At 47.2% G+C, this 24,197-nt stretch carries 11 protein-coding genes; 9 read left to right on the top strand and 2 right to left on the bottom strand.

Annotation, left to right across the window (positions count from 1 at the left end; genetic code table 11):
• The 3 genes from NIASO_RS14560 to NIASO_RS14570 all read left to right on the top strand — a co-directional run bounded on the left by NIASO_RS14560 (position 1) and on the right by NIASO_RS14570 (position 7,805).
• Positions 1–3,189: a chondroitinase family polysaccharide lyase gene (locus tag NIASO_RS14560; RefSeq protein ID WP_008587030.1), complete on the top strand. Its 3,189-nt coding sequence runs from the start codon at positions 1–3 to the stop codon at positions 3,187–3,189.
• A gap of 160 nt (positions 3,190–3,349) precedes the next feature.
• A complete protein-coding gene (locus tag NIASO_RS14565) occupies positions 3,350–4,723 on the top strand; it encodes a sulfatase family protein (protein WP_008587032.1) in 1,374 nt (457 codons plus the stop codon).
• A gap of 406 nt (positions 4,724–5,129) precedes the next feature.
• On the top strand, positions 5,130–7,805 hold the full coding sequence (locus NIASO_RS14570) for a DUF4962 domain-containing protein (RefSeq protein ID WP_008587036.1): 2,676 nt from the start codon (positions 5,130–5,132) through the stop codon (positions 7,803–7,805).
• 248 nt (positions 7,806–8,053) lie between these two features.
• On the opposite strand, the gene NIASO_RS14575 is transcribed toward NIASO_RS14570, so the two are convergent.
• Together NIASO_RS14575 and NIASO_RS14580 are read right to left on the bottom strand one after the other, a co-directional pair.
• Complete coding sequence (locus tag NIASO_RS14575) at positions 8,054–9,001, bottom strand: ROK family protein (RefSeq protein WP_008587038.1); 948 nt, start codon at positions 8,999–9,001, stop codon at positions 8,054–8,056.
• Positions 9,002–9,125: 124 nt separating this feature from the next.
• Positions 9,126–13,181: a hybrid sensor histidine kinase/response regulator transcription factor gene (locus NIASO_RS14580; protein WP_008587040.1), complete on the bottom strand. Its 4,056-nt coding sequence runs from the start codon at positions 13,179–13,181 to the stop codon at positions 9,126–9,128.
• 170 nt (positions 13,182–13,351) lie between these two features.
• On the opposite strand from NIASO_RS14580, the gene NIASO_RS14585 reads away from it, so the two are divergent.
• From NIASO_RS14585 to NIASO_RS14610, 6 genes are all read left to right on the top strand, one after another.
• Positions 13,352–14,224 carry an AraC family transcriptional regulator gene (locus NIASO_RS14585; RefSeq protein WP_008587041.1) on the top strand — a complete coding sequence of 291 codons (873 nt, stop codon included), beginning with the start codon at positions 13,352–13,354 and terminating at the stop codon, positions 14,222–14,224.
• 452 nt (positions 14,225–14,676) lie between these two features.
• Complete coding sequence (locus NIASO_RS14590) at positions 14,677–17,700, top strand: SusC/RagA family TonB-linked outer membrane protein (protein WP_008587043.1); 3,024 nt, start codon at positions 14,677–14,679, stop codon at positions 17,698–17,700.
• Positions 17,701–17,752: 52 nt separating this feature from the next.
• Complete coding sequence (locus tag NIASO_RS14595; RefSeq protein WP_008587045.1) at positions 17,753–19,390, top strand: RagB/SusD family nutrient uptake outer membrane protein; 1,638 nt, start codon at positions 17,753–17,755, stop codon at positions 19,388–19,390.
• A 210-nt stretch (positions 19,391–19,600) separates the two neighbouring features.
• Positions 19,601–21,430 (top strand): aryl-sulfate sulfotransferase, encoded by a 1,830-nt coding sequence (locus NIASO_RS14600; protein ID WP_052356548.1) that lies wholly within the window; start codon positions 19,601–19,603, stop codon positions 21,428–21,430.
• 89 nt (positions 21,431–21,519) lie between these two features.
• Positions 21,520–22,707, top strand: a complete 1,188-nt coding sequence (locus NIASO_RS14605) for a glycoside hydrolase family 130 protein (RefSeq protein ID WP_008587049.1) — start codon at positions 21,520–21,522, stop codon at positions 22,705–22,707.
• A gap of 16 nt (positions 22,708–22,723) precedes the next feature.
• On the top strand, positions 22,724–24,169 hold the full coding sequence (locus NIASO_RS14610) for an MFS transporter (RefSeq protein ID WP_008587050.1): 1,446 nt from the start codon (positions 22,724–22,726) through the stop codon (positions 24,167–24,169).
• Positions 24,170–24,197 lie beyond the last annotated feature (28 nt).

Consider the following 24,197-nt stretch of genomic DNA (forward strand, 5'->3'; position numbering starts at 1 on the left):
ATGAATAAAAAAGTAAACGTATGGTTTGCGCTTGCAATGTTAGCCTGCTCACAGCTAAAGGCGCAGGAACAAGAAACAGCCGCAACTAAGATTATTACCGGACAATACGGTTTTGAAACGGACGCGGAACGGGAAGGATGGACAGCACAAAACAGCAGTTTGTCTTTTTCAATCGCGCATTACAAAGACGGACAGCGTTCGCTTTGCTGGAACTGGAAAAAGGATGCCGCATTGGAAGTTGCCGGAGTTAAAGGCCTGAAGGAAGCGGGAGCTGTTTACCCGGGTGGCATCCCTGAAATTTATGAGCCCTCGTTTTATCCCAAAGGTAGGTTTGGTGGGATGAAGATCTGGCTGTACCAGGAAAAACCAGTTTCCGGTCAGTTGGTTTTTCAGGCGGGAAGCAGTGTAGCTGCGGCACGCCAGTCGCCTAAATACCGGTTCGCGGTAAATCTTGATTTTTCAGGGTGGCGTACGGTTTGGGTTTGCTTTGAGGAAGATGCAAAAATACGGGGCTATAAAGGCAGCGATGACCTGCAGGCCCTGGTAGTATTGCCAAAAAATGTACCACAGCAGGAAGGAAAATTATTTATCGATCACCTGACGCTGCTCCGTTTTGTATCCAATAAAAGAAATTCAGATCTTCAGTTTGAAAATAAAAAACACAACCTGCGGTCCGCCGACGGGTATGAAATTTTAAAACCCTTCCGGGCCTTTCAATCGGCTACATTTAATGAAAAAACGGATGTGGCTGCTGTTGCCGAAACAGGTAAAAAGATCGCGTCCCGCCTGGAGTTCCTGATACTGGGTGATCAGACGGCAGACTGGAAGCAGCGCAATACGGGTATTGAGAGTGTGATGCAATCAAAACTAAAAGCTGCCAACAAATTATATGAGCAGTTGGAGATAAAAAAAGTAAAGGGTACCGTAAACGGAGCGCCGTTATTCGCCATACGCGATGAGCACCCGGCACCGGAAGGACAGGTATTTGATAATGTGGCGCAAAACTTACTGTTTCCTCTGGCGGTCGATTATCGGCTGAACAGAACAGAACAGTCAAAAGAACGGGTGTTAACAGCGCTGGATTATTTCCTGGACCAGGGATGGGCGGCAGGAAGTGCATTGGGAACAGTGGATCACGTGATCCGCTTAACGCCCATTGCCACGGCCATTTTCCTGATGCGGGATGAATTAAAGAAGCAGCACAAATTAAAGCCGGAGCTGGACATGCTACTCTGGCATACCCGCATGGGCGCCTTGCTGGAACTGGATGCAACACGGGGCGAAAACTCTGATAAAGTACGCGGAGGCGCTTTGGTAAAGCTGATCACCATTTTGCTGATGGAGGATGATGCGCGCAAGCAGCAACTACTGGAGCAGTTTAAAGAGTATATGGATTATGTAGCCGGTTTTGCACCCGGCTATAGCGATACCTTTAAACCGGATTATTCTATTTACCACCACCGGGGGACCTACCTGAATGCTTATGGAACCAATGCACTCAATACGATGGCATTGATCCATTGGCTATTGGAGGGAACACAATACGCCATGAACGCGACGGCGACCCATAATCTGACAGCAGCATTGAAACAACAGGCGGCTATTGCTTTTGGCGCGCAGATCCATTACGGAGTAAGCGGCCGCTTTCCGCTGAATAACAGTTCTATCGATGGTAACAGCATGCCCGCTTTTGCATACATGAGCCTGTCCGGAGACAGTACCCGCGATCCGGAACTGGCGGCGCTGTATAATTATATTTATAGCATCGCGCAGCCAGAAGCGCTCAACAAAATGTTGCTTCCGGCGCTTACGTATTCCGGCACCTATGGCACGCTGAACCTGATGGTGCGCCTGCACAACCAGATGGGAAATGTGCAACATAAGCCTGCTGATGGGGTAACCGTAATGCCTTATTCCGGCTTGCTGGCGTATCGCCGGGGCGATGCTTTTGCCACCGTAAAAGGCTACAACAAATATGTTTGGGATTATGAAGCGGGAAAAGGCGAAAATAACCTGGGCCGCTACCTGAGTCATGGCATGTTGATAACCGCGCAGGGCAATGAAAAAGAAGGTTTTGATGGAATGGGAATGGAGCTGAACGAGGGGTTCGACTGGTCGATGTTGCCGGGAGCAACCACTAAAAAATTACCCGCAGATAAAGTATTGTATTATCCAAAAGCGGATCCAAAATATGTGGAAGGCAAGCACCGGAATTTTTCGGAGAGCGTGGTAGCCAGCGGGCTGAAACAGGGAACCAACGGGCTTTTTGCCCTGGATCTGCGGGATGATGTTTTTCCGGATACCGACCGGTCGCTGTTTGACAATAGTTTTCGCGCGAAGAAAACCTGGTTTTTTATCGGGGATGAGATCATTTGCCTGGGCTCGGGCATCCGCAACAATGACAACCGGTACAAAACGGTAACTACTTTATTGCAGTACCGTGCTGATGAAAAAGGAAACAATTATTTTAACGGCAAACCCATTGCACAAAAAGCGGCGGTGGTGCAAAAGGCAGACGGAGGATATTTTACAGACCAAAATGGTTTGCAATACATCATACCCAAAGGACAACAGCTCCGTTGGGTGGTGGCGCCGCAGCAATCTTATCAATGGAAAAATGCCAGCTATAGCCCGGTAGAAGGTACTTACCTGAAAGCATGGTTAGATCACGGCCCACATCCCACCAACGGTGGCTATGAATATGAGATACTGCTGCATAGCAAAAACCCTGAGCGCTACCTGCAATCCAAAACATATACGGTATTGCAAAAAGATAATGTAGCCCATAGCATTTTGCACAAGGCCTCCGGGATTACGGGCTATGCTGTGTTTGAACCGAATGGACTACTGAAGGGGGGCCAGCTCCTGAAAGCAGATGCGCCGGTACTCGCGCAGTTCAAAGAAACAAAGGACCGCTTGCTGCTCACCGTTGCGGGTCCGGATATTGGGCAGGCCAGGTGGAATCATAACATGTCGCACATGCCGGACAGCATCACCAATGCCTGGGCAAAAGGCCGGGTCATTACGCTTACCGTCAAAGGCGAGTGGTATAATACCCAACAGGTGCCGGCCCTGGTAACTTCAATCGTTAAAAACGGAAGTACCATTATTTCCCTATTCTGTAAAGATGGCGAAAGTATTGATCTGCCGCTGCAGCACCGGGGGGAAAGCGCGGATGGGGATGAGTAGTTGATAAGTTAAAAAGTGAAAGGTTTATAAGAAAGAATAATGATAAACTTTTATACTCAAGCCCCTTTAGGCGCTCAATATCTCTGGAAAGATGTATAATAATTTGGTCCCGTAGGGACGCAGATGATCGTGATAACAACGAAAGAATAACAGCCACAATATGTATAAACGAATATTTTTTACGGCGTTGATCCTTTATAAAAGCGTGGTGCTTTTTGCACAGCAGGCGCAACGGCCCAATATCCTGCTCATTATAACGGATCAGCAAACGGCAGACGCCATGAGCGTTGCAGGAAATAAGGATCTGCACACACCGGCGATGGACCAGTTGGCCGCAAACGGGGTCCGGTTTACAAGAGCCTATTGCGCGCAGCCCTTATGCACGCCATCCCGCAGTTCCATTTTTAGCGGGAAAAGACCTTTTGAGACGGGCTTTGTTGGGAATGCGCCGGAAAAGGATGGGCAATGGCCCGATAGCCTCCTGATGATGGGCGCTATCTTTAAAAAAAGCGGCTATAAAACCGGGTATGTGGGAAAATGGCACCTGCCGTTGCCGGCGGAAAAGATCAGCCAGCATGGCTTTGAATATATTCAGAATACAAAATTCCAGGACTATAATGATGCGGCCACGCCTTCCTATTGCGCGCGGTTTATAAAAGAAAATAAAGACCAGCCGTTTTTATTGGTGGCGTCTTTTTTAAACCCGCACGACATCTGCGAATGGGCGCGCGGCGAAGCATTAAAAATGGACTTGCTGGCAACGGCGCCCCCTCCGGATCAATGCCCGCAACTGCCTGCCAATTGGGCTATTCCGGCGAATGAGCCCAAAATAGTGCGGGACCAGCAATCGTCAAATGTGCGTACCTATCCTTCTGTAAACTGGACGGGCGATCAGTGGCGGCAATACCGTTGGGCCTATAACCGGCTGGTGGAAAAAGTGGATCATTATATTGAAATGGTGCTGGCATCGCTGAAAAAATACGGCGTGGAAAAAAACACCATTATTCTGTTTACAGCCGATCATGGGGATGGCTATGCGGCACACCAATGGAATCAAAAACAAATTCTTTATGAAGAATCCGCCCGTGTGCCTTTTATTATTTCCCGGCCGGGTACCTGGAAGCAGCGCACAGATGATATGCTGGTATGTAATGGTACGGATATCATACCTACGATCTGCGGTTTGGCCGGCATACCTGCACCTGCTTATTTAAAAGGTGCAGACATAAGTAAAAGAATTATCAGCCCTGCTGTAACCCTGCGCGACACCTTAGTTATAGAAACGGATTTTGCGGATAATGAAATCCTGCTGGGCATTAACGGGAGGGCAGTCATCACAAAAAACTTTAAATATATTATTTACAATAAAGGAGCGATCAAAGAGCAGTTATTTGATCTTTCCAAAGACCCGGGCGAAATGAATAACCTGGCGGTTAATGCAGGATATAAAAAACAATTAGGAATTATGCGCACCTATTTAAAACAATGGGGTATAAAAAACAATGACCCGTTTGTAAAAGAAGGAGTTCTGTAAATGAAGTTGTTTAAACTTTTAACCACGACTTGTCCTGCTCTGTGGGATAGTAGCAGGAATCTGGCGGGGAGGATTTTTTCGATTTTGCATATTTGACATAAGTTTCCCGCGGATTTTCGCGGATGTGTATAGCAGGAGCGATCTGCGCAGATCAGCGAGTTAAAAACTATTTTGAAAGAGATGTCCGGCAGACCGCGCGGATTTTTGCAGAAGACGGAAGTATGATCCGTGCCTCGCCATCGGCGAGGGTTTGCGAAAATCTGCGGGAAATAGAAAGATTTTGTTTTTTATCGTCACGGCGTTTTTCCAGGCCGAAAAACACTGTCATCTCTATCTAGCTTTAAATGCAAGGGTTCTATATGTGTTTTGAAAATAAGTTGAAAAGAGTTCAATATTAAAAGTAACAATGAAGCAACAAATTTTTACGATAATCGCTTTTTGTTTGGCCCCGGTATTAAATGCCCAGCAGCCTCCTGTTATAAAGTTAACAGCAGAAAAGTTACATGCACGGGTGCGGGAATGGCCTTACCCGGTTAATGGCATTACAGTGCCAACTGATGCACCGGCGTTAACATGGCCCGCAACGAATGGCGCTGGCGGGGTGTTGCCCATGGAGAGCGGCAGCGCAGTGCCAGCAGACCCCAACATCGGCAAGGTCCGCTACCAGGTGCTGTTGGCAACGGATAAAAATTTTTCTTCCGGTCTTATCAAAAGCCAGGAACAAGCCTGGGCGGTATATCCCCTGCATCAGGCATTAAAGCCCGGGCATTGGTATTGGAAATATGGTTATGCTATAAAGAATTCCAGTAAATGGACCTGGTCGCCGGTATATGATTTTGTGGTAGCTGCAAAATCTGCCGGCATAAAACCATCACCATCGGTACGTGAAGTGTTGCAGCGCAATGAAGGGGCACACCCGCACCTGTGGAACCTGCATACCGGTAGAGAAACCTTTTATAAAAACAACCGGGAGAATCCGGAAGCGAAGAAATTTATTGCTGTTGCTGAAAAGCTGATGAAGGAACCCTTACCGGATGAAAGCCCGGTACGCCGGATTGATACGGTGGGTAAAAAGGGTAAAGAGCTGGACGGCCTTATGGACCGGATGTATCATGATTTTGGTGATCGGGTAGGTAACCCGGTGCGCAATCTTTGTATTGCGTATTACTTAACAAAAGACAAACGGTTTATTGAAGATGCCAAACGCCGGGCACTGAACCTGTTGGCGATGGATCCCGACAAAAACTGGGCTACACGCAGCGATTTCAATAATGGTGCAGTATTGGAAGCGTTAGGTTGGTTTTACGATCTGGGCTATGATTTTATCAGCCCTGGTGAAAAAGAGCTTTTTAAAAAAGTAATGGTAAAAAGAGCTAAACAGATATACAGCGACCTTCCAAACCGTTTCGAACTGCACTTATGCGATAATCATGTGTGGCAAATTACGTTACGTAATCTGGCAATTGGCACGGTAGCCCTGCTGGGCGAAGTGCCGGAGGCGAAAGAGTGGTTTACCTATATGTATGAAGTATGGTCTGCCCGGTTCCCGGTATTAGGCACTACGGATGGCGGCTGGCATGAAAGCAACGGTTATTTTTTGGTAAGTTTTCGTTCCATCATTTACCTCTCTCAATTGTTTGGCGACTTTTCAGGAGTGGATTATTTTCAGATGCCCTGGATGCAAAACCTGCCCTATTATTTGTTGTATTCTTTTCCCCCTTCCGGCACCTCTACAGCTTATGGCGATCAGTGGGAGGATCTGAGAAAGGGTATCACCGCCGGGTACGGGCTATTTGCTGATGCGCTTACTTATAAATTGAACAACCCTTATCTTAACTGGTATGTGCAGGAAATAAAAAGGGCGCACCCCGAATTTTTTAAAAAAACGGATGATTATCTTTTCTTCCGGTTGCTGAACTACAAACCTTACCGTTCTTTAAAAACGGCTTCGCCACTGGATTTGCCGCGTTCAAGAACCTTTGCTGATATCGGCCTGGCGGCAATGACGGAAGATCTCACTAAGGTGGGGAACACAATCTGCAGTTATTTAATAAGCAACCCCTTTGGTTCATCGGGTCATGGGCACGCAGGGCAAAACGCATTTACCATTAATTATAAAGGCAAAACCCTGTTGGGTGCCAGCGGTTATTACAGCCAGTTCAGCGACCGGCATAACCTGTTGGATTATCGTAACACCAGAGCTTACAGCACTATACTGGCCGACAGCCTCAGTCAAAAAATAGGAGAGGAAGGTTATGGCTGGATGCCCCGTTCCATCAGTGGAAAAGAGATCCAGTATGCGCTGGGGGATGCTTCAAATGCTTACGGCGATATTAAAAGCGCCTTTTGGTTAGATCGCTTTAAACAAATTAATGTTAAACCCGATCGTACCAATGGATTCGGCGACCCGGGCGTGACACGCTATCGGCGCCATATGTTACAACTAAGCGGAGGTTATATTTTGCTGTATGATGAACTGGAAGCGAAGCAAGCTATAAAATGGACCACACAGTTTCATGCACCCTTTTATACCATCGTTGCGGATAAAACGGATAATGTTAACCGGCAGAACTTTGCAGTCGAAACAGATCTGGGCAACATGAATGCAAGCGTATTTGCAGCGGCGTCCTTGCAAATGACCGTGCACCACCGGTTTGCAGAACCTGCTGTAAACTGGATGAAGTTAACCGATGGCAATAAACTTAGGCAATATACCGATCAATGGCATGCAGGCATTACCTCGCCCCCGGCTAAAAAATTCAGGTTTTTCACCATTATTCAAATACATGAGGGTAAAACCGAAATAGTGAAAACGGTAAATAGTGAGAATGGGCTGACGGAGCTGCAGGTTGGAGCATGGAAAATGAAAGTGCAATTAGATGGTAACAAACCCGCAGTTTTGCAGGTGATGGGAAGTCATTCTTTTTTCAATTACGGCAATACACCGGTAGCTTTTGGCGGCGGGCAATTAACGCCGAAGATCCCGGGAAGTTCTATGTTGCTGGAAATGCAGGGCAACAAGGTAGTGCGTCAGGAAGTCGTGGATGATGTTCCGGATGTGGTTAAATATGATAAACAATAAGTCAAAAGCTGGAAGCAATCAATGCCGGGAAGACGGAAATGCGGGATGCCTTTGACTTACCGCCTCACCGTTTTCCCGGCCAAATAAATTAAACCACCAATGGCTATTACATAGGCCTCATGTTAGTCAAAAGCTGCAACGCAGCGTTATCCTATATAGTAACGGAAACGAGAGGGAGTGAAGGTTCAGCGCGCCGGGAATATGGCCTTCCGCAAAAGATCACTGTCTCACCGCCTTTCCGGCCAATATCACTTTTGTGATAATCCCACCTCATTGGATTGCAATAGCACCGGCGTGGAAAAAACCCGGCTGGCGCAACCTAATAAACAGGATTCGTTGCCCATTTGTGATGAAACGATCTCGGAATCGCTAAAAGCATCCGGCATGGCCCTTTCCGCAACACGCTTGCTGATCTCCCGTACATAAAAACTACCGGAATCTGAAACGCCTCCGCCAATGATCACTTTTTGTGGACTGAAAATATTGATGAGGCTGGTAATGCCCGCCGCCATATAATGAAAATGCAGGTTCATTACTTCCACGGCGGCTGCTTCCCCGGCCAGATAGTTGTGCGTGATGATCTTACCGTTTATCTCCGACACCTTCCTGCCGGTAAGCCGGGCATAATCCCGTATTAATGCTTTTATTGAGGCATAAGCTTCAAAGCATCCGTTGCCCCCGCAGGAACAGGGCGGTCCGTCAAAATTGATGATGATATGTCCGAATTCCATGCCCTTATTCCGGTAACCTCCGTACAGTTTATTGTTGATAAGGGCACTGCCGCCAATGCCTGTTCCAATAGTCAGGAACACCGCATCCGAGCAGTTTTTACCCGCACCAAATTGCAGCTCACCCCAGGCCATCATATTCGCATCATTATCCACCAACACATTTAACCCTGTGGAATCGGCAATAAGTGCGCCGAGGTCCACATTATGAAAACCCGGCAGATTATCTGCCCCGCCCAGGATCACATTATTTTCTACGATCCCCGGGAAACCGATGCCCACCCCTAGCACGGGGCCATCGGCAGCGCCGGCGCATTTGCGCACAGCGGCATTGATCAGCGCGATGATCTCTCCCTCCGACAAAACTGCTTTTGACGGCATTTTAAACGAATAAACAATCTCCCCCTTTAAGTTGATAAGGCCGCTTCGCACATAAGTGCTGCCCACATCAATAGCAATCGCATACATCTTTGTCAGCTTTTCTGTTTAAATAATAGTTCCTGAAGGCTTTCTCCATACCTGCTTCAAAATAAAGCCGTGTTACAAAAATTATGTTTCAAAAATGGTTTTATTTCTTTAGAAATGGATGATTTTAAGACCCGGCTTGTTTATTGGAAAGATATTCTGTGGGCAGGCAGCCAAAATATTGTTTAAACGAAGTTGAAAAATAAGACAGGGAACTGAATCCTGACATATAAGCCACTTCCGTAACTGAATATTCTTTGCTTTCCAAAAGCGCTGCTGCTTTTTTGAATTTGATCCGTTTGATGAAGTCGGTAGTGGATTCTCCCGTTATCGCCTTCAGCTTCAGGTAAAGGCTGGAGCGGCTCATGCCGATCTTACGGCTGAACTTCAGCACGGAGAATTCGGGGTCATTCAGGCTTTCCTCAACAATCGTAATGGCATTACGCAGGAACTCCTCATCTAAAGTATTGAGGGCAATATTTTCCGGGACGATCTCCGTTGCGGAAGAGTAATATTCTTTCAGCCGCCTTCTGGAGCGGATGATATTCTGCACCTTGGCTTCCAGCACCGGCAGGGAGAAGGGCTTGGTAACATAGTCATCCGCCCCGGCTTCCAACCCTTTTACCTGGTTGGCCGCTTCATTCCGGGCGGTTAATAATATTACGGGTATATGACAGGTAATGATGTTCTGTTTTATTTTTTTACAGAACTGGATACCATCGGTTCCAGGCATCATCACATCACAAATAATGATGTCCGGCGTTTGTTTTTCAACCAGCAGTAATGCGTCGGTGCCGTTATAAGCTTTACTGATATTAAATTGTGCACCAAAGTAGCCAGCCAGGTACTCCACGATCTGTTCATTATCATCAACAATAAGCAATTGCTGTTCGTGCAACACTGATGGTCCGGGGAACTCTTCTTTGTCTTCTTCATTGCCCGGTGCATCCGCGCCAAGGTTGTTGAGCAGTGTATAATGATCTTCTGTTGTAAGATCGGCTGTGTGGTATTGCTCACGGACAACCGGCAGCAAAACAGTAAATACGGTTCCTTTACCTGGTTCACTTTCAATGGAAATGGTGCCGTCGTGTAGCGCGGCTAAACTTTTTGCGAAGGCGAGCCCAACGCCAGAACCCCGGTTGGCATCAGAGTGGCTGACCTGGTAAAAGCGCTCAAACACCCGTTCCTGGTTTACTGCAGCGATCCCTATTCCCGTGTCACTAACGGTCAAAACCATTTGGTCGTTCCGGAGCTCGAAACACAGTTCAATAGTATCTCCCTGCTGCGTATATTTAAAAGCATTGGATAAGAGGTTGTTGCATATTTTTTCAACAACATCCCGGTCAAAATTACAGCGGAATTCCGACCGGTTCGCCTTAAAAAGATATTTGATCCCCTTTTGCCGGGACAGTTCCAGGAAAGCCGAATACACCTCCTGTAATAAAGCAACAATGTCTCCTTCGCCCGGTTCAAGCTTTTTCAAACCATTCTCGGTTTTCCGGAATTCCATCAGTTGATCTACCAACTGGTAAAGCCTTCGGGCATTTCCGAGCATGCGCTCATGGTATTTGCGGAGCTTTTTCTCAGGTACATATTTGCCCAGCATTTCCTCCAGCGGAGCAATAATAAGCGTCAGCGGTGTTTTAAATTCATGGGAGATATTGGTGAAAAAATCCATTTTCATCTGGCTCAGGTACTCCGCCTTTTCCCGGTCGTTTCGCTCTTTTTTTAATGCGGTTCTGGCCTTTATGCGTTCATTAATGATACGGTACGCGATATAGGCTATTGATGCCAGCGCCACCAGCACCAGCAAATAAAAACCATTGCTTTGCCACCAGGGCGGTCGCACCCGGATATGCAGGGTACTAATGGGGCTTTTTTCGCCCATCGGGCCAATGGCCTGAACTTCAAATATATAATTGCCGGCCTTCAGATTGGTAAAAGTGGCTTTGGGTATGTTCTCGCATAATTGCCAGTTGTTATCAAATCCCCGGAGCCGGTACTGGTAGCGGATGCTGTTGGGAGCAATGTAGTTGAATGTGCTGAAATAAAGGGTGAACTGTTTGTATTCATGCGAAAGCGTTAGCCGGTCGGTTTCACTGATAGCCTTGTCCAATGCATTGTAATTGCTGCCGGGAGCCACACGCATGTTAAAAATATCCAGGCCGGTAAAAGTAATGCGGAGATCAAAGGGCTTTAGCTGGATGGATCGGGGATAAAAATAAATAAGGCCGTTCAGTCCGCCGAAAAGTATAAGACCATCCCCCGTCCTGCAAAATGCCGGGAGCCCAAATTGCAAACTGCCCATACCTGTTTGATTGTTAAAGACCTGGAGCTTGTCTAATTGATCGTTGAGTTTGATCAACCCCTTGCTGGTAGCGATCCAGATACCCGTTCCATCATCTGGCTGAATGCCAAAGATGGCGCCCTCAATGGAATGATCGGGGCCGGTATAGGGAACAAAGCGGTTTTGGCGTTCATCAAAAAGGTTCAACCCATCCCGGGTACCCACCCAGATGCGGCCTTTCTGATCTTCGGCAATACAATTCACCAGTTCGTTGGTAAGGGTGGTACCGGCATATATATCAAGGCGGCTGAGATCTGGGGTCAGTGCGTTCATGCCATTGATGGTGCCGATCCAGATACGGCCTTTCTGATCCTGTAATAACGATGTGATCCCTTCGGAGCTGAGATGTTTTCCCGGAAGCACCTGGTCAAAGGTTGTAAAGCGCTGTTGCTGAGGGTCAAAGCGGTTGATTCCGGACCGTGTGCCGATCCAGATCCGGTCTTGCTGATCCCGGAGCAGCGCATGCACCATATCGCCGCTGATGGAAGCCGGGTTCTTGGGATCGTGCTGGTATCTTTTTACTGCCCCGGTTTTTCTATTGATCACATTCAGGCCTTCGTTGAAAGTACCGATCAGCGCATCGCCGTTCTTGTCAAATGCGATCGCCTTAATATTATTGGAGCTGATACTATTGGAAGCGGTTTCCGAATGCATAAAATAAGTAAGCTGGTTGGTTTTCCGGTTCCAGATATCCAGCCCCTTATCATTGGTGCCAATCCAGATATTCTGATCCGGGTCTTCCTTTATAATGCTCACCACCTGGTCGTTCAGCAATACATTGCCGGTAGTTTGACTGAGGATATTAAAACGAATATCGTCCTTACTATAATAATTCAGCCCCCCGAAAAAAGTACCCAGCCACATGCCGTTTTGCCGGTCTTTGAAAAGACAACGAACGGAATTCTGGCTGAGGGTAAGCTGCCGGTCCGATTGATGATCAAAATTGCTGAATATTCCACTACGGGTATCCAGGATAGAAAGCCCCCTGAACGTACCGATCCATAAGTTGCCGTCCTGATCCCAGGCGAGGCTGCGGATATCATTATCAATAAGACTGTTGGCGCTTTGTGGCTGGTGAAGGTATTGGGTAACCTGGCCGGTCTTCAGGTTCAGGCAAAAAAGCCCCCCGCTTTCGGAGCCCATCCACAGCAGTTGTCCCTGTTGCTGCAAGGCGTTGATACTGGCATTGATCCCCCCCGGTTGCCGGGAGCTTGCTGTTTTGGTGGCAGGGTCCAGATCGTATACGCCTTTATCCGTAGCTAAAAACAAATGATTGTTGATAAAAAGCAACTGCTGAATGGTGGTGATGGGCACACCCTTTACGCGATAGGGATAAGCGGTGAAATGATTGGTTGCCCGATCAAAATAATAGATCTCACCGGTATTGGCAGCAATCCACAGCCGGTTGTCTGGGTCGGCAGTAATGCTGGAAATATACCATTCTCCCGGTTTTACGGGCAAAGGGTAATTGTCGAACTGTTCTGTTTTGTAACTGTAAGCACTAATGCCTTTGTTGCCGCCGATCCATAAGGTTCCCTGCTGGTCTGCATACAAACTTCTGATATAGCTGGAGAAAAGGCTGCGGCTATCTTTTTTATTCGGACGGAAAACGGTAAAAGTTTTGCCGTCATAACGGTTCAATCCATCCTGTGTGCCCACCCAAATAAACCCAATCCGGTCCTGTTGTATAACAAATACAGTGCTTTGCGACAGTCCCTGAGCTACTGAAATGGTTCTGAAATATTTGTTTTCGGCAATAGTTGTAATGGATTGCCCCGATGTGAAATTATAACACAGTAAGCAGTGTAGTACTACCCAAAAGACGCCTCTTTTCATCGTCAGCTAATTTAAGCACTAATTCAGGTTGTTGGTGTTTTTTTGGCGTATCTTTTAATGCCGAATCTGTTTTTGTTTGACGCTTTACCCCTATTTTTATAAAGATAAGTGATAATAATTTTATTTAATGTGTTGGTAACAACCTTATCCGAAGTAAATAATATGTAGCAATGATCTTACCGGAAGTTTACAGAGAAAAATCGCCCCTGTCAGACAAAGACTGTTTTGTTGTTTTTGACCGGAGGAAAACCAGTTTCACCTTCCCGGTACATGTGCACCCGGAATATGAGATTAATTTTGTGTCCGGGGCTACCGGTGCGCAACGGGTGATCGGCGATTCGGTGGAAACGATCGGCGATAAGGACCTGGTGTTTATCGCCAACCCCGAACTCAAGCATGCCTGGATGGACGGCCAGTGTAAGCTGACCAATATCCACGAGATCACTATCCAGTTCCATCCGCAGTTGATAGAACAAAACCTGAATAAAAATCAGTTTCAAAGCCTGAAACGCCTGTTTAAGAGCGCCGCCAGGGGCCTGTGTTTTGGCCCTTCCGCTATTGAGAAGATCCAGCCATTGCTGCAGGTCATTACCATGGAAAACGACGGTTTTTATTCAGTCATGCGCTTATTTATCCTGCTTTACGAATTATCAAAAAGTACCGATTGCCGGGAACTGGCCAGTGGCGAGCCCCCCGAGGTAAGCCGTAATGTAGAGTTGCTGAACCGGCTGCATGAGTATGTGACCGGCCATATTACAGAAACCATCCGGATCGATGATATTGCTGCTGCGTTGAATATGAGCCGCTCCACCTTTGCCCGCTTTTTAAATGCGCAAACAAAGATGAGTTTTACCGACTATTTGCTGGATTGCCGGGTCAAAACAGCTATCCTTTTATTAAAAACGGGAGCTTCTATCCAGAGCGTTTCCAATCAGTGTGGCTTTAACAGCGTGTCCTATTTCTACCGCGTCTTTAAAAAGGCCAATGGAATAAATCCCGCCGAATACAGGGATAATTACAAAAAGCAAAAATTGGTGATCTAGCGCCAGATGGAAATGTAGAATGTAAAATATTGATAAGGAATGTAGGAGGGGCGGTACAATTCTCGAATCCGTTGCAATAGATAGGGAAGCTAAAAATTATTTTTTGCCCGCTGATCTGTACAGATTTTCTTCTGCGCACATCAGCGTCAATCTGCGGGCCAATAATTAATGCTCTTATGAGCAAATTGTTCAAATCGAATGAGTTTACTGTACAATCAACCCTCTTTTTTCATGATTTAAATCATCCCGAATGATCACGCCAGTTTTTTGCTTACCTGTTTAAACTCGTCTAAAAATCAGCAGTGTAAAGGCTTTTGCCGGAAAGCTGGTATTTACAAATACAGAGATGAAAATGAGTTATTAGTTCAATAATGTTGGCTTTATATTGAAAGAGACTTCATAGGGGGCGCCCTATTTTTACTTCCTATTTTTTCACCAAATAAGCCATATGTATGAAAAAACTAATACTCATACTGCTATTAGGAACTGTTTGCCACTTTGGATGGGCACAGGAACTTCAAATTAAAGGAACGGTGCGGGATAAGGACAATAATCCCCTTTCCGGCGCCACCGTAACGGTAAAAGGAACGAATACCGCCACCGTAACGGATCAGAACGGAAATTTTAGCGTAGGCGCTACAAAAGGGCAAACGCTGGAGTTTTCTTATTCAGGAATGGAAACCACAGATGTAGCCATTAAGAACAACGAAGCCATAACGGTTTTGCTGCAGGGTAGCAGTAAAAACCAAATGGAAGAAGTAGTGGTGATCGGGTACGGTACCATTAAGAAAAAAGACCTTACCGGAGCAGTGGCTGCGGTAACGGGTAAGGACCTGCAGGCTAATTTGGCAAAGTCGGTTACCGGCGCCCTGCAGGGACGCATCGCCGGCGTAACGATTAGCAACGGAGGTGGGCAGCCTGGTGCCGGAATGAGCATCAACATTCGCGGGTTGAGCTCCCTGGGCAGTAACACGCCCTTATATGTAATTGATGGTGTTTTTGGCGATATTAATCTGGTAGATCCTAATGATATTGCCTCGATCGATGTGTTGAAAGATGCTTCGGCAGCAGCCATCTATGGTTCGCGCGCCGCCAGCGGGGTGGTAATTATTACCACCAAAGGAGGGCGCAGAAACAGTCCGACGGTTATTAGCCTCAATGCTTTTACCGGCGTGCAAAGCCTGCCTAAAAGAATGGACCTGATGAACGGCCCGCAATGGAAAGCTTTTATAAAGCAACAAGGAACATTACCTCCCCAGGCTGAGGCCATGAACAATAATACCGATTGGCAGGGTGAATCGTTTCATTCGGCTCCCATCAATAAGATCAATCTGGACATATCCGGTGGCGGCGAACATTCTACTTACAATGTTTCTGCAGGTTACCAGGATCAGCAGGGTATTTTAAAAACCACCGGCTATAAAGCGTTTAACGTCCGTGCTAAAAACACGTTTGACTTTTTCAACAATCATCTTCGCCTGGGAAATACATTTATAATAAAATCGGGCGACAGACAGTACTCAGATCTGACCATTACGGATATCCTGCGCCAAAACCCCCTGATGGCCATCTATGATTCTGCGAAGCCGAGCGGTTATGCAACCTATGCTCCGTGGATGAAAAATTTGGCTAACCCGGTGGGATGGCTCAACACACGGAATCAGCACCAGTATCAAACGGACATCATGTTGAATGGTTATGGCGAAGTGGATTTGTTTGTGAAAGGGCTGAAATACCGCTTGAATGTGGGGATTAGCCGCGGATTTGGCCGGGGATACCAACGGATGCTGCCCCTGGCAGATGGAACGGCCGTTAACCCATCGTATTTGGGAGAAAGCGCCGGTTTTGGCAACCAATGGCTCGTTGAAAACACGCTGCATTTTGACCGGGTCTTTGGTAAGCATAGCTTCAATGTATTAGCTGGTTATTCTGCCCAGGAAAATAAGGACCGGGCATTTAATGTATCGCGGGATAACCTGCCTGCAGGAACCGATGCTATCAATGCGGGTGCTTTGGATAACCAAAAAACCGGCGGCAGTTTGCAGGTGGCTTCCCTGGAATCGCAGTTTGGCAGGTTGGTTTACAGCTACGATAGCCGCTACCTGGTTACCGCATCGTTGCGCCGGGACGGCTCCTCCAAATTTGCCGAAGGGCATCGCTACGGGGTATTCCCTTCCTTTGCACTGGGATGGAACCTTTCTAACGAACGCTTCTTTGAAAGTTTGAAAAGTTCCATTAACGAATTCAAGATCAGGGCCAGCTATGGACGCCTGGGCAACCAGGATATTGCTAATTACAGTACACAGAGTTCGGTTACCAACGGAATCAACTATATACAAGGCAATGCGCTATGGAAAGGGGCCATTAATAATGTTATGTGGGTTTCACCGGTAGACCTTAGCTGGGAATCAACAACGACTCAAAACATAGGTTTGGATCTCGCTTTTTTGAAAAATAAGCTCACCGTAACCGCTGATTATTACCTGCGCCAAACGAGCGGCGTATTGTTATATATCCAACAAGCGCCCTCTTCCGGCCTGAAGGGGCAACCTTATATGAACGCAGGGGATATCGACAATAAAGGCTTTGAGTTTTTAGCCAATTATAGCGATGCCGTTGGTCAGTTGCATTACAATATTGGCATAAACGCCTCAACGGTTAAAAACAATGTAAAAGCGATAACGGTGGGTGGTAACAAGGAATTTTCAGGCGCGAACCCACGGGGAGAAGGCATCATCAACTGGGCCAGGATCGGCTACCCGATTGGTGGTTTTTGGCTGGTGAAAACAGATGGGCTGTTTCAGTCCGACGCGGAAGCACAGGCTTATAAAGATGCAAATGGCAACGTAATACAACCCAAGGCAAAGGCGGGTGATATAAAATATATCGACTTTAACGGCGATGGGAAAATTACCGATGGTGATGATGCACAGTATGCCGGCAGCCCTTTCCCTAAGTTAGCTTATGGCATTCGCGGGGGGCTGGATTATAAAGGAGTGGACCTGGCCTTTTTCTTTGATGGTATGTACGGGAATAAGATCTACAACTATACCCGGGCACGAATGGAGCAAACCAATGAGTTCAGAAACTATTCAACTGCGTTATTGAACTCCTGGACAACCAGCAATACCAATACCACTATTCCCCGCTATTCTCTTGCAGACGATAATGAGAATAGAAAGCGCACAAGCGACCGCTGGTTAGAGAATGGCTCTTTCTTCCGCCTCAAAACACTGGAAGTGGGCTACACCCTGCCTAAGCTATGGCTGAGCAAAGCCAGTTTAAAGAAAGCACGCGTTTTTGTAGCGGCAGATAACCTGTTTACGATTACCAAATACACGGGTTACACGCCGGATTTAGGCCGCAGCAACGGTGATAACGGTGACGATATCGGTGGCGTATTCGGCAATGGCGTTGATTATGGCCGTGCACCACTGGCACGCAGCATTGTGTTGGGTATACAAGCCAGTTTTTAACCGATAGGTAGAGAGGGCGTAAATAAATTTTTATCTATTAAAATACGATATAATGAAATTTTTGATCAAAAAATATACGGCTTTAGCAGTATTGGGGCTATCGCTTGCCGGCTGTAAAAAAGATTTTTTAAATAAAATAAACCCCAACTTTTCGGTGGAAGCTACGTTCTGGCAAACCGAAGCCGATGCGGTAAGTGCAATTCCTACTATTTATTCTCCCATCCGTAGTCAAATGGATGGTTACTACGGTGCCTGGTCCGGCTACCAAATGATGAACCGGGCCGATGACATGTGGATGCTGGCTGGTGAGGGAACAGAAGGGCCTACCTTTTATGTGCACTTCCTCAATACGGCCACCAGCCCAACCAACCAGTTTGGAAGTTTGTTCACGGGAGTGTCCAGAGCCAATACGTTTTTGAAAAACATTGGCCGGGTTTCCATGGATGAAACCAAAAAGAAAGCACTGATTGGTGAGGCCAGTTTTTTGCGCGGCATGTACTATTTCCTGCTGGCTGCCAATTATGGCGATGTCCCTTTGCGACTGCTGCCTGCAAGCGATCCGGGAGAGCTCAACAAACCCTCTTCGCCCGAAGCCGAGATTTGGAAACAGGTAATTGCCGATTTTAAGACGGCTAAGGACGCACTGCCGGTGAGCAGGCCCAGCAGCGAACAAGGCCGGGCTACCAAAGGTGCTGCCATAGCCTACCTGGGCAAGGCCCTGGTGTATACCAAACAATACGCAGAGGCGGAAACCGAGCTAAAAGCCCTGCTCAGCGCACCTTATAGCTATGACCTGGTGAACTTTGAAAATAATTTCATGGAAACCACCAAGTTTAATCAGGAGTCAGTCTTTGAGCTGCCGTATAATGCTTACTTAGGCGGAGGAGGCCGCTGGGGCGGCGATGAACCCAACGGCTACCTGGGTTTTGTACTGCCCAATTTTTGCGGACCTGCAGGGTCCGGCGCCTGGTTCAAATTAGTGCCTGGTATTTCTATGGTGCGCGATTTTGTAAGCGAAGAGCGCCCGGCCGGTTCCGATACCCGGTTTGACAAGCGCATGTACACCAGCTTTTTTTGGAAATACTCTGATTACGAAACGGGGCTGACCGACGGCAAATGGTTCGGCGACCATGACTTTGATTATTTTTGGCAGGAAGGACAAGGAAAATGGATCATGAACCCGGGCTTGGTTTATCCGGACATAAATACAGCAACAGGGAAGAAACCGGGCCGTTTCCTGCTTAAAAAATATACCAACTTTTATATAAACAAAGAAGGCTCCAACAGCCATTACGATAATGCAAACTGTAACAACAACCTGCGGATAATTCGTTTTGCTGAAGTATTGTTGCTGCATGCAGAAGCCTGTGCCCAAAACGGAAATACAGCCGGGGCGGCTGCCGACTTAAAGCGGATTCGCGACCGGGCCGGATTAGCCAATAAAACCTGGGGCAGCAAGGATGAATTGATGACAGAAATCATCAAGCAAAATGAGCTGGAGTTTTTCTTCGAAGGGCATCGCTTCTTTGACCTGAAACGCTGGTATACCCCTGCCCAAATGAAACAGATTTTGGTTAACAACCAACAACAGGGCGCTGAAAACTTCCAGCCTAAACATTATTATATACCTATTCCGCAAAGCGAATTGAATACCAATACGAGTATGCAACAACATCCGCTGTGGAAATAATATTAGAGGATATGTGCGCTACAGGTAACCTGGCTACAATGCTGCCTGTAGCGTGCATTTCACCGCTATCAACTTAATGATCTTACCCGATGATTTGTAGCGCGTTTATTCACAATTAGAATTGTAAACGATCAGGAAGAACGATCTGACGCCATTCTTTTTTTTGACCGCGCACGCAAAGAAACCGACCGTTTAAAAACAACATCCGGTATGCCTACTATTCTCCCTTGTTATTCAAAAAGAAATATGCTATTGTCCGGTCTGCTGACTGGCCTGGTATTATTCATTTTTTCCTGCACGCGCAACAGGGATGTCGCTCCTGCAGAAATGACCTCCAAACAATCGCTAAGTGCCCTGGCCGACAAAGGCCTGCTGCTGAATACCATTAGCAAGGAGGGTGATGTTTATATTTTCAATTTTGAACAAACCGACCCGCTCCGCCTCCCGCAACAGGACATTGCCACCATAGCCGCGGACCCCGCGCACTGGCGTACTACCCTTACTTTTAGCAACGGAACCACACTGGTACTTCCTACAAAAGGGGACAACCTTGATTATATAGTAGAAGATATAAAGCTCAATCCGTCGGGCTACAACCCACTCGCCGCCTTGGTGAATGTACTGCTGCCCACCTATGGCAGGGTAAAAGTAACCGTACACGGCAAAAATGGAGAAACGGGCACCATTAGGCACTTATGCCATGAGGATATTCCACGTCAGAGCGTGCCTGTTTTTGGCCTGTATGCAGACTATGACAATGTAGTGGATCTTACTTTTACTGACCGGGATGGCCGGGAGCGGGGCAGCACAACGGTCCACATCCGTACAGCCCCACTTGTTATACAGGATTTTCCCCAATGGAAACTGATAAAAACGCAGCCGGAAAAAATGGAACCCGGTATAAATCTCATTAGCTATCCCGGAATGTCGGAAACAGATGTATCGCTGCCCTATATAGTCGATAATGAAGGGGAATTGCGGTGGTTATTGCTGTTGAAATCATCGCCCGACCTGCAGAAGCTTTCCGCTTCCATTGGCTTAAAACGCACAAAGAACGGTACTTTTATTGCCGGAGATCAGGAGCGGCCACGCATTGTGGAGATCGATATGTTTGGTAACCTCCTGCATCAATGGGATCTTCAAAAACTGGGCTATACCTTCCATCATGAGGTTACGGAGGCGGCTAACGGTAACTTTTTAATTAATGTTACCAAAACAAGTGCGCACCTGGCAAACGGACAGCCCCGCGTGTATGATCATATGATCGAATTAGACCCGTTAAATGGTACGGTTGTAAAAGAATGGGACCTGGCAAAAATGGCCGATACGACACGTTACCAGAAGCCGGATGGTATTACGCCGCCACAATTTTCTCAAAGCCCTACCAACTGGGCACATAACAATTCTATAAAAGAGATGGGAGATAATATACTGGCAACCATGCGGTACCAGGGTATTATTAATTTTACGCGCGCCGGAGCAACAAGATGGATCATTTCTCCACACAAATACTGGAGCGCACCCTACCAGTCTTTATTGTTAAATCCAATTGATGAAAGCGGCCATGCAATAACAGATCCGGCGGTCATAAATGGTGACGCGTCGGTACCGGGGTTCGACTGGCCCTGGGGACCGCACACGCCGGTGGTATTATCCAATGACGATATTCTGGTGTTTGATAATGGGTATAACCGCAACTGGGTGCCCAATTTTGGTTCAGGCGCCATTAATTATAGCCGGGTGGTGGAATACCGGATCGATGAAGATAAAAAAACAGTGCAGCAGGTTTGGTCCTATGGCAAAGAGCGGGGCACCGGCTGCTTTTCGCAGGCGCTTTCAGGCGTACAGTTCCTGCCACAGACAAAGCATGTGTTATTTTGCCCGGGAATGGGCGTACCCACCTCCATTGGATCGGGGGGGCGTGTAGTGGAAATAAATCCCCAGACAAAAGAAGTAATCTTTGAAATGGAAATTGCAACAGGTAATGGCACGGGCTTTCACAGGGTTACCCGCATGCCGTTGTACCCGGATACTATTTAAAGATTTTTGTCGGGAAGCCTTACTGACAGGAACCGGTTGACGGCGATAGTGTAGATTGAAATGAAAGAGAATCAGATAGATTGAATATTATGAAGGATCAGTTTCACCAACAATTAGAAGCACTTTTAAAAGAACAGACCCAGCTCCTCGCTGCAAAAAACCATCCCTGTTCCTCCTACAACGGATATGTGCAACGCTTTCGGAACCCCGTGCTTACGGCCGCGCATACGCCGTTGTTCTGGCGTTATGATTTAAATCCGGCCACGAACCCCTTGCTGCTGCAGCGTTTTGGGGTCAATGCGGTATTTAATTCAGGAGCCATTAAATGGAAGGGAAAGTATTTAATTTTTGCTAGGGTGGAAGGGTACGACCGAAAATCGTTTTTTGCCATTGCTGAGAGCCCGAATGGGATAGACAATTTTAAATTTTGGGATTACCCGGTACGGTTGCCCGAAATTGACAGCAGGGAAACGAATGTGTATGATATGCGTTTAACAGCACATGAAGACGGGTGGATCTATGGCATTTTTTGTTCGGAACGCAGAGACGAAACCGCTCGTCCCGGAGACCTGTCCAGCGCTATTGCCGCCACAGGAATTGTACGTACCCGGGATTTTTGTTCCTGGGAACGCTTGCCCAATCTTAAGTCCAAAAACCATCAGCGGAATGTAGTGCTGCACCCGGAATTTGTAAAGGGCAAATATGCGTTATACACGCGCCCCCAGGAGGGGTTTATAGATGCCGGCAAGGGAGGAGGTATTTGCTGGACGCTGATAGACGATATAAACAACGCGGTTATAGAAACCGAACAACTGGTTGAGGAGCGATTGTATCATACCATCAAAGAGGCAAAGAACGGAGAAGGGCCTCCGCCGATTAAAACCCACAAGGGATGGTTGCATCTAGCACATGGTGTAAGACAATGCGCTTCCGGCCTCCGCTACGTCTTATATCTCTATCTTACCGACCTGGCGGCACCCGAAAAACTGATCGCCAGCCCGGCAGGATATTTTATGGCCCCAGAGGCTGAGGAGCGTATTGGTGACGTATCCAATGTATTGTTCGCAAACGGATGGATCGCAGATGCCGACGGAAAAGTAGTCATCTACTATGCTTCCTCCGACACAAGGATGCATGTGGCAACCTCCACGATTGACCGATTATTGGATTACTGTCTGCACACCCGCCCGGATGGTTTAAAATCTTCCGCTTCAGTTAAAGCTATATCCGATATTATAACAGCAAATAAAAAATATTTAGCATTGCAAAGTGTGTGAGCAACAACTCGTCCATATGAGTACTATTAAATTAAAAGAAAAAATTGCATACGGTTTGGGAGACGCGGCTTCTTCTATGTTCTGGAAAATTTTCGGGATGTATGCCCTGTTTTTTTATACGGATGTATTGGGCATTACCTCGGCGGCGGCAGGCACCATGTTTCTGATCGCGCGCATCTGGGATTCGTTTTTTGATCTGGGCGTGGGCATTATGGCCGATCGTACCCGAACAAAATGGGGCCGGTACCGGCCTTACCTGTTATGGTTTGCTATACCTTTCTCCGTCATGGGGGCCATTACTTTTTTTGTTCCGGATTTTGGAGCAACCGGAAAGCTGGTTTATGCGTATGCAACCTATTCCTTAATGATGATCATTTATTCTTTAATAAATGTACCGTATGCTTCCCTGCTGGGCGTGTTATCATCCGATTCGCAGGAGCGTAATATTCTCTCCTCCTACCGGATGTCCTTTGCTTTTATCGGAAGCTTTATCACGTTTATGCTGTTGCAGCCCCTGGTTGATGGTTTTGCAGATGCCTTTGGATCAGAAAATGGCAGCGGCACGTCGCTAACGGTACATACCGGTATCAGTACCGCGCCCATTGGATGGACTCTGGCCGTGGCGTCAATCGGAGCGCTCTGCACGGTGCTGTTCTTTCTTTGTTTCCGGTGGACAAAAGAAAGGACGATTGCTGATATACCTGAAAATAGTGCGGAAAAAGGAACGATCCGGCAGGATTTAAAAGAACTTTTTAACAACGCACCCTGGTGGGTCCTGGTTGCTACCGGCTTGGCGGCATTATTATTTAATGCGGTGAGGGACGGTGTTGCTATCTATTATTTCAGGGATTATGTAAAGCTGAGTTATAAAATGCCTGTTACGGGTTGGGACAGTACCACTATTTATTTTCTCATTGGGCAGGCCGCTAATTTGATTGGAGTGATGCTGGCGCCCCGGATCTCGTTAAAGTACGGAAAGAAGAGGACCTATATGGCGGCAATGGCCCTGGCGGGGATACTGAGCGTTATTTTCTTTTTTATTCCGGATCATTTTGGGTGGATCTTATTGCTGCAAACGTTGATATCTATCTGTGCAGGCTATGTGTTGCCGTTGCTGTGGAGCATGTTTGCAGATATTGTGGATTACAACGAGCTAAGAACGAATCGCAGAACGGCAGGTTTAATTTTTTCTTCCTCCTCCATGTCGCAGAAGCTGGGGTGGGCAGTAGGTTCGGCACTGACCGGTTGGCTGCTTTTCCTGTTTGGGTATGATAAAGGCCTCGCAGAGCAAACAATGCATACGGTTCTGGGCGAGCGGATGATGATCAGCCTGTTGCCCGCTGTTTGTTGTGTTATGGCTTTTATAAGCATGCTCTTTTATCCGCTCAGCGAGAAAAAAGTGAAGGAAATTGCCGCGCAGTTGAAAGAGCGCCACGCAGCACATGCGCCGGAAGCAAGTTAATAACGGCCCGAAATTAAGCTGATGCCAG

Origin of the sequence: Niabella soli DSM 19437 (genome assembly GCF_000243115.2) — a bacterium.
Lineage (GTDB): Bacteria > Bacteroidota > Bacteroidia > Chitinophagales > Chitinophagaceae > Niabella > Niabella soli.